10 protein-coding genes and 1 pseudogene are annotated in these 12,894 nt (G+C 72.5%); 4 read left to right on the forward strand and 7 right to left on the reverse strand.

The annotated features are described in order from the left end of the window. Positions 1 to 58 precede the first annotated feature (58 nt). The gene (wrbA, locus tag ACF068_RS15555) at positions 59 to 673 is read left to right on the forward strand and encodes an NAD(P)H:quinone oxidoreductase (protein WP_392274751.1); all 615 of its coding nucleotides are present in this window, start codon (positions 59 to 61) and stop codon (positions 671 to 673) included. A 53-nt stretch (positions 674 to 726) separates the two neighbouring features. Beyond that, positions 727 to 882 (forward strand): annotated as a pseudogene (locus tag ACF068_RS15560) (allantoicase); the annotation flags it as partial. A gap of 30 nt (positions 883 to 912) precedes the next feature. On the opposite strand, the gene ACF068_RS15565 reads toward ACF068_RS15560, so the two are convergent. The 5 genes from ACF068_RS15565 to pepN form a co-directional block, all read right to left on the reverse strand. Next, complete coding sequence (locus tag ACF068_RS15565) at positions 913 to 1,533, reverse strand: ATP/GTP-binding protein (RefSeq protein WP_392274752.1); 621 nt, start codon at positions 1,531 to 1,533, stop codon at positions 913 to 915. After that, positions 1,514 to 1,891, reverse strand: a complete 378-nt coding sequence (locus ACF068_RS15570) for a DUF742 domain-containing protein (protein WP_392274753.1) — start codon at positions 1,889 to 1,891, stop codon at positions 1,514 to 1,516. Before ACF068_RS15570 ends, ACF068_RS15565 begins: the two co-directional genes overlap by 20 nt. Beyond that, on the reverse strand, positions 1,888 to 2,295 hold the full coding sequence (locus ACF068_RS15575) for a roadblock/LC7 domain-containing protein (protein WP_073751149.1): 408 nt from the start codon (positions 2,293 to 2,295) through the stop codon (positions 1,888 to 1,890). Before ACF068_RS15575 ends, ACF068_RS15570 begins: the two co-directional genes overlap by 4 nt. Then, positions 2,292 to 3,947, reverse strand: a complete 1,656-nt coding sequence (locus ACF068_RS15580) for a sensor histidine kinase (RefSeq protein ID WP_392274754.1) — start codon at positions 3,945 to 3,947, stop codon at positions 2,292 to 2,294. Before ACF068_RS15580 ends, ACF068_RS15575 begins: the two co-directional genes overlap by 4 nt. A 318-nt stretch (positions 3,948 to 4,265) precedes the next feature. Next, the gene (pepN, locus tag ACF068_RS15585; RefSeq protein WP_392274755.1) at positions 4,266 to 6,827 is read right to left on the reverse strand and encodes an aminopeptidase N; all 2,562 of its coding nucleotides are present in this window, start codon (positions 6,825 to 6,827) and stop codon (positions 4,266 to 4,268) included. Positions 6,828 to 6,939: 112 nt separating this feature from the next. On the opposite strand from pepN, the gene ACF068_RS15590 reads away from it, so the two are divergent. After that, positions 6,940 to 7,491 (forward strand): DUF1203 domain-containing protein, encoded by a 552-nt coding sequence (locus ACF068_RS15590; protein WP_392274756.1) that lies wholly within the window; start codon positions 6,940 to 6,942, stop codon positions 7,489 to 7,491. Between the two features lie 130 nt (positions 7,492 to 7,621). On the opposite strand, the gene ACF068_RS15595 is transcribed toward ACF068_RS15590, so the two are convergent. After that, positions 7,622 to 8,641 carry an aspartate-semialdehyde dehydrogenase gene (locus ACF068_RS15595; RefSeq protein ID WP_392274757.1) on the reverse strand — a complete coding sequence of 340 codons (1,020 nt, stop codon included), beginning with the start codon at positions 8,639 to 8,641 and terminating at the stop codon, positions 7,622 to 7,624. Between the two features lie 176 nt (positions 8,642 to 8,817). Further along, entirely contained in the window at positions 8,818 to 12,138 is a 3,321-nt protein-coding gene (locus tag ACF068_RS15600) for a S8 family serine peptidase (RefSeq protein ID WP_392274758.1), read from the reverse strand. A gap of 245 nt (positions 12,139 to 12,383) precedes the next feature. Here ACF068_RS15600 and ACF068_RS15605 point away from each other — a divergent pair, with 245 nt between their 5' ends. Next, positions 12,384 to 12,839: an NUDIX hydrolase gene (locus ACF068_RS15605; RefSeq protein WP_392274759.1), complete on the forward strand. Its 456-nt coding sequence runs from the start codon at positions 12,384 to 12,386 to the stop codon at positions 12,837 to 12,839. The last annotated feature ends 55 nt before the right edge of the window (positions 12,840 to 12,894 follow it).

Raw genomic sequence — 12,894 nt, forward strand, 5'->3', positions numbered from 1 at the left:
CTCGGGGTGTCAGCAAGCGGATAGCGATCCGCTCAGCACTTCGCGAAGGGGTCCGGCCATGCCTCCCAAGATCGCCGTCATCTACTACTCCGCCACCGGCAACGTGCACACGCTCGCCGAGGCCGTCGCCGAGGGGGCCGAGAAGGCCGGCGCGGAGGTCCGCCTCCGCCGGGTTCCCGAACTCGCGCCGGACAGCGCCATCGACGCGCTGCCCGCCTGGCGCGAACACGCCGACGCCACCCGGCATGTGGAGGTGGCCACCCTCGACGACCTCTCCTGGGCCGACGCCTACGCCTTCGGCACCCCGACCCGGTACGGCAACATCTCCTCGCAGCTCAAGCAGTTCCTCGACACCACCGGGGGGCTGTGGCAGCAGGGCACCTTCACCGACAAGCCGGCCACGGGCTTCGTCAGCGCCGCCAACACCCACGGCGGCAACGAGTCCACGCTGCTCGCCCTCTACAACACCTTCCACCACTGGGGCTCGCTGATCGTGTCCCCCGGGTACACCGATCCCGCGGTCTACGCGGCCGGCGGCAACCCCTACGGCACGTCCCACGCCTCCCGCGGGGGAGCGCCCGGCGACGAGGTCCTCGCGGCCGCCCGGCACCAGGGGCGGCGCCTGGCCGGGATCACCCGGCGCCTCCTTTCGGCGGGACCGAGCGGCGAGTGACGGAACTCCCGGCCTGACGGGTCGGGCTGCGGGACGGTCGGTGCATGACCTTCGACTCCCGCCTCCGCTTCGCGCTGCCCGCCCCGGCCGGGGCCACCCACGTCCGCCTCGCCGCCTTCCCCGGCGGCGTCGCCCGCATGCGCCTCCACGGCTCACTCACCGAACGCGGCGCCGCCGCCCCGCGCGCCCGCTGGACGCGGCTGACCGGCTGGCCCACGGCCGCACCGGTGCTCAACCGGTCACGAGGCCTCCGGGGTCACGGCGAGGGAGTGCAGGTAGCGCATCAGCGTCATCAGGACGTCGCGGCTGGAGTCGCGGCGCCGGGCGTCGCACACGACGATCGGTACGGACCCGGGCAGGTCGAGGGCGCCGCGCAGTTCCTCCAGGGGGTGCTCGGGCGCTCCGGGGAAGGAGTTGACGGCCACGACGAACGGCACGCCACGCTCCTCCAGCCTGCCGATCACGTCGAAGCTGACCTCCAGGCGGCGGGTGTCGACCAGCACCACGGCACCGAGGGCGCCCTCGAACAGGCCCCGCCACAGGAACCAGAAGCGTTCCTGGCCGGGGGTGCCGAAGAGATACAGCACCAGTTCCTCGTTGATGCTGATCCGCCCGAAGTCCATCGCCACGGTGGTGGAGCTCTTGCGCTCCACGCCCGCGATGTCGTCGACGCCGACCCCGGCCTGGGTCATCGTCTCCTCGGTGGTCAGCGGCCGGATCTCGCTCACCGAGCCGACCAGGGTCGTCTTGCCCACCCCGAAGCCGCCGACGACCACCACCTTGACGGCGGCGGCGGCCGTCGCCGGGAGGGCGTCCGCGGAGCGCGGGCCGGCGGGCGGCTCAGAGCTTCTGAAGTCCATCGATCACTGCCTCAATCAGTGCCAGGTCGGGGAGTCGGGCCGGTGCGACGGGCTCGCGCGCCAGCACGTGCCCGTCGGCGAGCAGGTCGCCCACCAGGACGGTCACCACACTCACCGGCAGCAGGAGGTACGCGGAGATCTCGGCCACCGACAGCGGCGCCTGGCACATCCGCATGATCGCCGTGTGCTCCGGCTGCATCCCGGGCCTGGGGCCCGACCTGGCCACGATCAGCGTGACCAGGTCGAGCGGGGCGGACCCTAATGAGCCGCTGCGGCCACCGGTGATCACGTACAGCCGCTCGGGGCTGCCGTCCTCCCAGTCGTGGTCGTCACCGCGCCGGTGGTCGGGGTCGCTCACGCGGGCTGCCCGTCGCGGCGGGGCGGGCTGCTGAGGTGCTCTCCGATCCGTGCCACCAGGTCGCGCATCCGCTGGCCCATCAGACCGGCGTCGACGCCCTCGTCGGCCAGGACGGCGAGGTACGCGCCGGCGCCGGCCGCCATCAGGTAGAAGAAGCCGCCGTCCATCTCGATCACCACGAGCCGCATCCGGCCCTCGCTGTGCGGCAGTTCGGCGGCGACGGCGCCCGCGAGGCTCTGGAGGCCGGCGCAGGCGGCGGCCAGCCGGTCGGCGGTGTCGGTCTCGGCGCCGTACTGCGCCATGCGCAGGCCGTCGGCGGAGAGCACGATGACGTGGCGGGTCTGCGGAACGCTCTCGGCCAGGTCCTTGAGCATCCAGTCCATGTCGGGCCGCTGCTGACTCATGGCTGTTCCCCCTTGCTCGCCGGGGCCGGCGAGGCGTCGCTGTTCTGGTCTGCGCCGGTCTGGCGTTCCCCGGCCAGGCCGCTCTGGAAGGCGGCCAGCCACATGCCGGGCTGCACCTGGGGCGCGGGCTCCGGCGCGGTGGTGGCGGTCCGGGTGGTCGTGGTGGTGTTCCCGCCGGTCACGGCGGTGGTCCCGGTGGTCTCCGCGGTCCCGGGAAGCGCGGTGGTCCCGGTGGTCTCCGCGGTCCCGCCGGGTGCGTCGGGCCGGGCCGGGGCGGTCACCCGGGTCTTGCGCCGCCGCTGGGGCAGACCGCTGGGCGTCCGCTCGGTCACGAGCGGCCCGCCGTGGTCGGACGGGCCGGCCGGGTGCGGTGCGGGGACGGGGCCGGTCGGGCCGGTCACCGGGCGGGCGGGGCCGGAGGGCTGCCCGGCCGCCTCCCGCGCGGCCGGGGCCAGGGCCCGCCGGGGCCCGGAGGAGGTGCCGATGCCGTGGGCGAGCCCGGTGGCGGCCGAGGTGGTGGTGATCAGGTCCTGCGGGACCACCAGCACCGCGCGGACACCGCCGTACGCGGACGACCGCAGCGAGACCTGGAAGCCGTACGCCTGTGACAGCCGGCCCACCACGGCCAGACCCAGCCGGGGCGTCTCGCCCAGATCGTTGAGGTCGATGCCCTGCTGGGCCTGGCGCAGCATGCGCTCGGCCCTGTTCCGGGCCTCCTCGCTCATGCTGACGCCCCCGTCCTCGATCTCGACGGCGATGCCCGCGTTCACGTCCACCGCGGTCAGATGGACCTTGGTCTGCGGCGGCGAGTAGCGGGTGGCGTTGTCGAGGAGCTCGGCCAGCGCGTGGATGAGGGGTTCGACGGCGGGGCCGACGACGGCGACCTCGGAGACCGAGTGCAGCTCGACCCGCTGGTAGTCGATGATCCGGGACATCGCGCCGCGCAGCACGCTGTAGAGCGGCACGGCCTTGTTCCACTGGCGGCCCGGGCGCGCGCCGCCGAGCACGGCGATGGAGTCGGCGAGCCGGCCGATCAGCGCGGTGCCGTGGTCGAGCCGCAGCAGGTCGCCGAAGACGCTCGGGCTCTGCCCGTGCCGGTCCTCCATGTCCCGCAGCTCCTGGGCCTGCTGGTGCACGATGGCCTGGACGCGGCGCGCGATGTTCACGAAGGCCCGCTGCGCCGATTCGCGCAGGTCCTCCTCGGCGACCACCGCGTCCAGCACCGAGCGCAGCACCGCCCGGTGGACGGACCGGAACTCCGGCGTGAGCCCGGGCCCGTAGGAGTCGGCGGCCTCCAGCGAGGCGAGCACGTCCTCGGGGAACTCGCCCTCGCGCAGCCGCCGCACGACGTCCGGCAGCAGGGTGTCGGCGAGCCGTACCGTCTCCGCCTCCTGCCGGGCGAGGGCGGTCCGCTGCTCGGCCACCTCGGCGCGCAGGGAGGCCAGTTCCCGGCCGCGCCGGGCGGCCACGGCGCAGGCGAGCGCGGCCACCGCGGTGGCGGCCGCCCCGAGCCAGCCGACCGGGGTGCGGGCGGGTGCGGCGACGAGGGCCACGGCGACGGCGGTGCCCGCTGCGATCACGATGGCGGGCAACGCCCATATGACGGGTGAGGCGGGCCCTGGACTACCGGGCGACGATCCCTCTCGAACCATCAGAACCCTTAAACGATCGAAAGCGAAAGATCAAAGGACACAACGGCCCGGAAGCTTATCGGTTGTCGTGCACGCCTCTTGACAGCGGGTCAGCATGCGGACGTCCCGCCCTGGCCCGGGAGTTGGCCCCTCCCCGCCCCGGAACCCGGAGCGCCTTGCCCCGGCACCCGGACCGCCTTGCCCCGAGACCCGGACCGCCTTGCCCCCGGCACCCGGACCCGCCCCGGCACGGCACCCCCGGCCCGCCCCGGACCCGGACACGAAGCCGCCCCGGACCCGGTGGACCCGGGGCCGGGGCGGACGTCCGTACCGGTGGTGTTACGCGTCGGCCGCCTGCGCCCGCAGCGCGCGCTCCACGCCCGACCGCGACTCGGACACCAGCCGCCGCAGCGCCGCGTTGGGCCCGGCGCTCGCCAGCCACGCGTCCGTGGCCTCCAGGGTCTCCGGGGACACCTGGAGCGCCGGGTACAGCCCCACCGCGATCTGCTGGGCCATCTCGTGCGACCGGGACTCCCACACGTCCTTGACCACCGCGAAGTACCGCTCCGCGTACGGGGCCAGCAGCTCGCGCTGGTCGGTCTGGACGAAGCCGCCGATCACCGCCTCCTGCACGGCGTTGGGGAGCTTGTCGGAGTCGACCACCGACGCCCACGCCTCGGCCTTGGCCTCCTCGGTCGGCCGGGCCGCCCGCGCGGTGGCCGCGTGCCGCTCGCCCGCCGCGGTGCGGTCCCGCTCGTACTCCGCGGCGATCTCCGCCTCGTCGTACACACCCGTGGCGGCCAGCCGCTCCACGAACGCCCAGCGCAGCTCGGTGTCGACGACCAGGCCGTCGATCGTCTCCGTGCCCTCCAGCAGGCCCGACAGCAGGTCGAGCTGCTGCGGCGTGCGGGCGGTCGCCGCGAACGCCCGCGCCCACGCGAGCTGGTGGTCGCTGCCCGGCTCCGCGGTGCGCAGGTGGGCCAGCGTGGCCTCGGTCCAGCGCCCCAGCGCCGCCTCCCGCCGCTCGGGCGCCGCGTACAGGTCCAGCGCCAGCTTCACCTGCCGGTGCAGCGACTGCACCACGCCGATGTCCGACTCCTTGGCGATGCCGGACAGCACCAGCTCCAGGTAGGCGTGCGTGGCCAGCTCGCCGTCCCGCGTCATGTCCCAGGCCGACGCCCAGCACAGGGCGCGCGGCAGCGACTCGGTGAAGTCGCCCAGGTGCGCGGTGACGTTCTCCAGCGACACCTCGTCCAGCCGGACCTTGGCGTACGACAGGTCGTCGTCGTTGAGCAGCACCACCGCCGGACGGCGCGTGCCGACCAGCCGGGACACCTCCGTCCGCTCGGTCGCCGTGACGTCCAGCTCCACCCGGTCCGTACGGACCAGCTTGCCGTCCTGGAGCTCGTACAGGCCGATCGCGATCCGGTGCGGCCGCAGCACCGGCTCGCCCTTCGCGCCGGCCGGCAGCGCCGGGACCTCCTGGCGGACCGCGAAGGAGGTGATCACCCCGTCGCCGTCGACCTCGATCTCCGGGCGCAGCACATTGATACCGGCCGTTTCCAGCCATGCCTTGGACCAGGTCCGCAGGTCGCGCCCGGAGGTCTCCTCCAGCGCGCCCAGCAGGTCCGACAGACGGGTGTTGCCGTAGGCGTGGCGCTTGAAGTACGCCTGCACGCCGCGGAAGAAGGCGTCCTCGCCGACGTACGCCACGAGCTGCTTGAGCACCGAGGCGCCCTTGGCGTAGGTGATGCCGTCGAAGTTGACCAGGACGTCGTCCAGGTCGTTGATCTCGGCCATGATCGGGTGCGTGGACGGGAGCTGGTCCTGCCGGTACGCCCAGGTCTTCATCGAGTTGGCGAACGTCGTCCACGAGTGCGGCCAGCGCGAGCCGGGCGCCGCGGCCTGGCAGGCGATCGACGTGTAGGTGGCGAACGACTCGTTCAGCCACAGGTCGTTCCACCACTCCATGGTGACCAGGTCGCCGAACCACATGTGCGCCAGCTCGTGCAGGATGGTCTCGGCCCGCACCTCGTACGCCGCGTCCGTCACCTTGGAACGGAAGACGTACTGGTCGCGGATGGTCACCGCGCCCGCGTTCTCCATCGCGCCCGCGTTGAACTCCGGCACGAAGAGCTGGTCGTACTTGGCGAAGGGGTAGGCGTAGTCGAACTTCTCCTGGAACCAGTCGAAGCCCTGCCGCGTCACCTCGAAGATCGCGTCCGCGTCCAGGTACTCGGCCAGCGACGGACGGCAGTAGATGCCCAGCGGCACCACCTGGCCGCCGTTCTCGTAGGTGCTGTGCACCGCGTGGTACGGGCCGACGATCAGCGCCGTGACGTAGGTGGACATCCGGGGCGTCGGCTCGAAGGCCCAGACGTCGTCCACGGGCTCGGGCGTCGGGCTGTTGGAGATGACCGTCCAGCCGGCCGGGGCCTTCACGGTGAACCGGAACGTCGCCTTCAGGTCCGGCTGCTCGAAGCTGGCGAAGACCCGCCGCGCGTCCGGCACCTCGAACTGGGTGTACAGGTACACCTGGTCGTCGACCGGGTCGACGAACTTGTGCAGGCCCTCGCCGGTGTTCGTGTACGCGCAGTCCGCCACGACCTTCAGCTCGTTGCGGCCCCGGTGCAGGTGCTTGAGCGCGATGCGGGAGTCCCGGAACACGGCGGCCACGTCCAGCGCCTTGCCGTTCAGCACCACCTGGTGCACGGCCGGCGCCACCAGGTCGATGAACGACTCCGCCCCGTCCTCGGCGGAATCGAAGCGCACGGTGGTCACGGACCGGTAGGTCGCGTCCTCCTGCGCGCCACTGAGATCGAGGTCGATCTCGTACGAGTCCACGGTCAGCAGCTCCGCCCGCCGCTGGGCCTCTTCACGGGTCAGGTTCGTGCCAGGCACCCGGTCATCTCCTCGTTGTGTGACGTTTCCGGCCATCCTTCCACGACGGGTGCGGAACACGATGACCCATTACCGCCAGCGCCCCCGGGTGCCGTACCCCCACGCTGGTCGCATGACGACCACGTACACCGCACGCCCCATCGACCCCGCCACCGTGCGGGACCTGCGCGGCACCGACGACGCGGGCCGCCCCCTCGCCCCGCGCGCCGACGAGGAGGGCGGCTCCCCGCTGCGCTGCTGCCTGCGGCTCTCCGAGCCCGGGGAGCGTGTCGCGCTCGTCTCCTACGCCCCGCTGCGCCGCTGGGCCGCCGAAACGGGGGCCGCGCCCGGCGCGTACGACGAACAGGGCCCGGTCTTCATCCACGCCGAGGCGTGCGCCGGGCCAGCGGACGGGAGCGACGGCTACCCCTTCGCACGCCCCGGCGCGCTGCGCACCGTCCGCCGCTACGACGCCGGCGGGCGGATCGTCGGCGGTCGGCTCCTGGAGGTTCCCGAGGACGCCACCGAGGCCTTCGACCGGGCGTTCGCCGACGCCTTCGCCGACCCGGCCGTCGCGCTCGTGCACGTCAGGGCCGTGGAGTACGGCTGCTTCCACTTCGAGGTACGCCGCCCCGGCGACGACCCCGCCGCACCCGGCGCCGTCCCCGCCGCACGCCCGGCGTGAGGACGCGGGCCACGGGCGTGAGGACCCGGGCCACGGCGTGAGGACCCCGGCCACGGGGGAGGAGCGGCGGGTACGGCGAAGGGCGGCCCACCCGCCCGGGTGAGCCGCCCTCCCCGCCGTACCGACGGCGTCAGGCGCTCCTGAGCTCCTCGGCCACCAGCTCCGCGATCTGCACCGCGTTCAGCGCGGCGCCCTTGCGGAGGTTGTCGCCCGACAGGAACAGCGCCAGGCCGTTCTCCACCGTCTCGTCCACGCGGATGCGGCCCACGTAGGAGACGTCCTTGCCGGCCGCCTGGAGCGGGGTCGGGATCTCGGACAGCTCGACGCCCTCGGCGTCCTTCAGCAGCTCGTGGGCGCGCTCCACGCTGATCGGACGCGCGAAGCGGGCGTTGACCTGGAGGGAGTGGCCGGAGAAGACCGGGACGCGCACGCACGTGCCGGACACCTTCAGCTCCGGGATCTCCAGGATCTTGCGGGACTCGTTGCGGAGCTTCTGCTCCTCGTCCGTCTCGAAGGAACCGTCGTCGACGATCGAGCCGGCCAGCGGCAGCACGTTGAAGGCGATCGGGCGCTTGTAGACGCCGGGCTCCGGGTACGCCACGGCCGCACCGTCGTGGGTGAGCTCGGCGGCCTTCTCGGCCACGGCCTTGACCTGGCCGTCCAGCTCCGCGACGCCCGCCAGGCCCGAGCCGGAGACGGCCTGGTACGTGGTGGCGACCAGGGCGGTCAGGCCCGCCTCCTGGTGCAGCGGCTTGAGCACCGGCATCGCGGCCATGGTCGTGCAGTTCGGGTTGGCGATGATCCCCTTGGGGCGGTCCGTGACCGCGTGCGGGTTCACCTCGGAGACCACCAGCGGCACCTCGGGGTCCCGGCGCCAGGCGGAGGAGTTGTCGATCACCACGGCACCCTGCGAGGCGACCTTCTCGGCCAGCGCCCGCGAGGTGGCGCCACCGGCGGAGAACAGCACGATGTCCAGACCGGTGTAGTCGGCCGTGGAGGCGTCCTCGACGGTCACCCCGTCCAGGACGGTGCCCGCGGAGCGGGCGGAGGCGAACAGCCGCAGCTCGTCGACCGGGAAGTTCCGCTCCGTGAGGATCTTGCGCATGACCGTGCCGACCTGACCGGTGGCTCCGACGATTCCGACCTTCACGGGGACTCCTCCGTACGTGCTTGCGGGCCTGGCGGCCTGGGTGCCGCACCCATGATGCGTATCACCTGGCCCGGCTTGTCCAATTCATTGTCCGCGACGTGAGAAGCAGCACGCGGGGAACGGAAAGGGCGGGCGCCCGGTCCGGACGCCCGCCCTCACTCACCGTACCGACGGTGTCACGGCGTGACCTTCCCGATCACGACGCTGCCCGTGCCCGCGGCCGTGCCGCGCGCCGTCAGCAGCGACACCTCGCCGAAGAACTGCCGTCCCTCGGGAGCCGCGCCGTTCACCAGGACCTCCGCCGAGACCTGCGCGGAGGCGCCGCTCGCCAGGGCGACCGGCTTGTTCTCGTCGACCTTCAGCGTGCCGAGCGAGGACGAGAAGTACACGTCCTTGTAGTCGTACGTGGTCGAGCCGGACGGGACCGCGTAGCCGTCGACGACGATCGTGTACGTGCCCGCGGCGGGCTTGACCAGCGAGACCGCCTCCTCCGAGTCACCGTCGGCGGAGGAGCCCACGACCTTGCCGTCCTTCAGGACGCTCAGGTCGAGGTCGGCACCCTTGTCGGAGGTGTTGCCGATCACCACGTCGAGGCGCTCCACACCCTCGCCGACCGTCACCGTGCTGGTCTGCGACTCGTGGTTCGCAATCGTCGGCGCGGCGACCTTCGCGGAGCCGAGCGGTCCGCCCTTCAGCCGGCCGTCGAGGGCCGCGAAGGCGTTGGTGACCTTCCAGTCGACCGCGGCCGGCGTGCCGACCTTCGCCTCGGGGACCGTCTTCACGGCCGGGTCGAAGGCGGCGCCCAGCAGCGTGACGTCCAGCTTGTACGGGTTGTCCAGGTCGGGCGACGTACGGCGCGACTCGACCTCGATCTCCCACACGCCCGGCGCCGGGGCGGCGTACGAGCGCACGTCCGGACGGCAGGTGTTGGCCGGGTTGTAGTGCGGGTAGCACAGGTTGGACGCGGTGTCCTCGACGGCCACGCCGTACGGGTGGATGGAGATGAACCGGGTCTGGCTCTTCTCCTTCAGCCCGCTGATCGCGACCTCCAGCGCCTTGGCGCCCTCGGGCACGGTCACGAAGTACGACCTGTGGCTGTTGCGCTGCACGCTGCCGCTCGCCGAGAAGGTGTACGGGGCCTTCGCCAGGTCCTGCGAGACGACCACGGTGGCGAGGATCTGCTTGTCCACGCCCTCGGTGTCCTCGTCGTCCGCCTCCAGGATCGCGCTGTGCACACCGGCGGAACCGGGCCTGGCCTGCACCTTGACGGTGACCGGCTTGTTCAGCGGCAGCTCCACCTCGTCGTCGCCGAGGATGCGGAAGGTGCCGTCGTTGTACTTCAGGTCCAGCTCGTGCTCGACCGGCCGGTCCGGACCGGTCGTGCGCGTGATGGTGACGTCGTAGACCTTCTTCTGCTTGACCTTGAGGCCGCCCTCACGGTCGTAGATGCCGGTGCCGGGCTTGGTCAGGTGCTGGTCCAGCGCGGTGTCGACGGGCGCGGCGACCTTGTAGTCGTGCGCGGTCGCACCGTCCTTGATCGACTCCCAGGCCTCGACGACGTCGATCAGACCGGCGCCCTGCTCGTGCGCGGCCACCCCGGAGATCCGGCGCGCGGTGCTGGTCAGCGCGGTGCGCAGGGTCAGCGGCGACAGCTCGATCTTCTTCTGCTTGGCGGCCGAGAGCAGCAGCGCGCTCGCGCCCGCCGCCTGCGGCGAGGACATCGAGGTGCCGTTGAGCATCCCGTACCCGGCGGGCAGCTTGTAGCTGGTCTCGGGCACGCCGGCGCCCGCCATCCACAGCGGGATGGTGTTGACCGCCGAGCCGGGCGCGGAGATCGTCGGCGTGAAGCCGCCGTCCTCACGCGGGCCGCGCGAGGAGAACGGGAACATGGCGTACTTCTTCTCGACGACCGAGTTGTAGTTCGCCGCCCAGGTCTCCCGGGAGATGGCCGCGCCGACCGAGACGACCTTGTCGGCCAGGCCGGGGTCGCCGATCGTGTTGATGCCGGGGCCCTCGTTGCCGGCCGAGATGACGAGCTGGACGCCGTAGGTGTCGATGAGCCGGCCGTACAGCTCGGCACGCGCGTTGTCACCGGAGTTGAGCGCCGGCAGGCCGCCGATGGACATGTTGACGATGTCCACGCCGCGGTTGATCACCAGGTCGGCCATGCCCTCGGTCAGGGCGGTGTTGGTGCAGCCGCCGGACCAGGTGCAGGCGCGCGAGGAGACGAGCTTCGCGCCGGGCGCGGCGCCGTTCATCTTCCCGCCGAACAGCCCGTGGGCGGCGGTGATGCCGGCGACGTGCGACCCGTGGTCCGACTCGATGACGCCGATGTTGACGTAGTCGGCCTTGTCGCCGTTGGCGTTGTACTCGACGTCCTTGCGGATCTCGACCACGAACGGGATGCGCTCGGCGACCTCGGTGGCCGGGTTGTCCGTACCGAAGTGGCCGATCTGGAAGCCGTCCTTGTACGGCTTCATCGCCACGTCGTCGGTGAAGTCGGCGTTGTCGTTCAGGTCGACCCGGACGGTGCCGGCGGCCGCGTCGTAGAGCACGCCCCACGCGTCGGTGGTGTCGCCGTCCCGGTTGAGGTCACCGGCCATGTCGCCACCCTTGGTGACGGCCTCGGCGAAGCGGCTGTAGGCCTGCTTGCCGGCCGGGGCCTTCCAGGTGCGCCCGTCGGCGGTGAACGTGGGCCCCTCCACGGCCACGTTCATCCGGCGCCAGGTGCCGTCGGCGTCCCCGACCGGGTCGGTCGCGGTCACCCAGTCGGTGATCTTGCGCTCGCCCGTGGTGGTCTTCTGGAGCGCCGGGTGGTCCAGGTCGACGCCCGAGTCCAGGATGCCGATGGTCACCCCCCGCCCGTCGGCCTTGGGGTGGTCCTGCACGAACTCGACCGCGCCCGTCTCGAAGGACGGGTTGTACGGGTTCTTCGCCGGGGTCTTCGCACCCGGCCCCGGGTAGGTGGCCGTCCCGCCCCGGGCGCCGGCCGCGGCGTCCCGTGCTGCGGAGGCGCCCGCGTCGGGCGACGGGTCGTCCAGTCGTATCTCGTACTGGAGGTCGATGCCCTTCACCGACGGCAGCTTCGCCGCCGAGGCGAGCGCGGCCTCCGCCTTCGCGGTGGGCAGGGTGGCGCGGACGTAGCCGAGCTTGTCGTAGGTCGTGCCGACCGTGGCGCCGGTGACGCCGTCGAGCTGTCCGGCGACCTGCTCGGTCTGGCCGGGGGCGGTGGCCACCATGACGGTGACGGTCTTCTTGCCCGTGGCCTCGGCCTCGGCGAGCCGCTCGGCGTCGGCCTGGCCCAGCTTGTCCGCGGTGGCGGACGGGGGGACGGGCTTGGGGGGTGCGGGGTCCGCCGGGCCGGCGGCGAAGACCGGGGCGGTGCCGGCCGCGACGAGCGCGGCCACCAGGCCGGCGGCGGCGGCCACGCGGGCCGCGCGTCTGTGGCCGGGGGTCGGGCTCCCTGGTATGGAGCCCTGGGATTCGAGGGTGGTCATCAGCATCCCTGTTGTGAAAGAGACAGTCCGGAATTCGGAGCCGGATGACCGCTCACCCTGTCGTAAGTGGAGGGGGTTTGTGGAGGGTTGCCGGAGGTCGGGATGCGGTCATGGCGTACATCCGCCACTGCGGGATGTACGCCATGAGGAGCGAACCGGGGTGAAACCCCCATAACTAGTTGAGCGTTGATCTTTCAGCCGCCGCTCCCCGCCGAACCCGCCCGCCGCCGGTCTAACCTCGGCCCATGAACCAGAGGTTGAGAGTCGCCGCCTACGCCGTGTGCGTACGGGACGGACAGCTCCTGCTGGCCCGCTGCACGGCCCCCGACGGCAGCAAGGAATGGTCGCTCCCGGGCGGCGGCATGGACCACGGCGAGGACCCGATGCACACCGCCGTGCGGGAGGTCGAGGAGGAGACCGGCTACCTCGCCGAGATGACGGCCCTCCTCGGCGTGGACTCCCGGCGCCGCCACTACGGCCGCCGCCTCGGCCCGGCCACCGACTTCCACGCCCTGCGCATCCTCTACGAGGGCCGCATAACGGGCGGGGAGCTGCGGCCCGAGGTGGGCGGCTCCACCGACCTCGCCGCCTGGCACCCGCTGGACGCCGTGCCCGCGCTCGCCCGCGTGGGGGTCGTCGACGCCGGACTGCGGCTCTGGCGCGAGCGGCCCGCCACCGGAAACCTCGGCCACGTCGGCTGAAACCCGCTCAACCCTCCGGCGCCCGGCAACCGTTCCGCCCACCGCCGCGGTCCTG

Origin of the sequence: Streptomyces sp. NPDC016309, from assembly GCF_043077235.1 — a bacterium.
Taxonomy (GTDB): domain Bacteria; phylum Actinomycetota; class Actinomycetes; order Streptomycetales; family Streptomycetaceae; genus Streptomyces.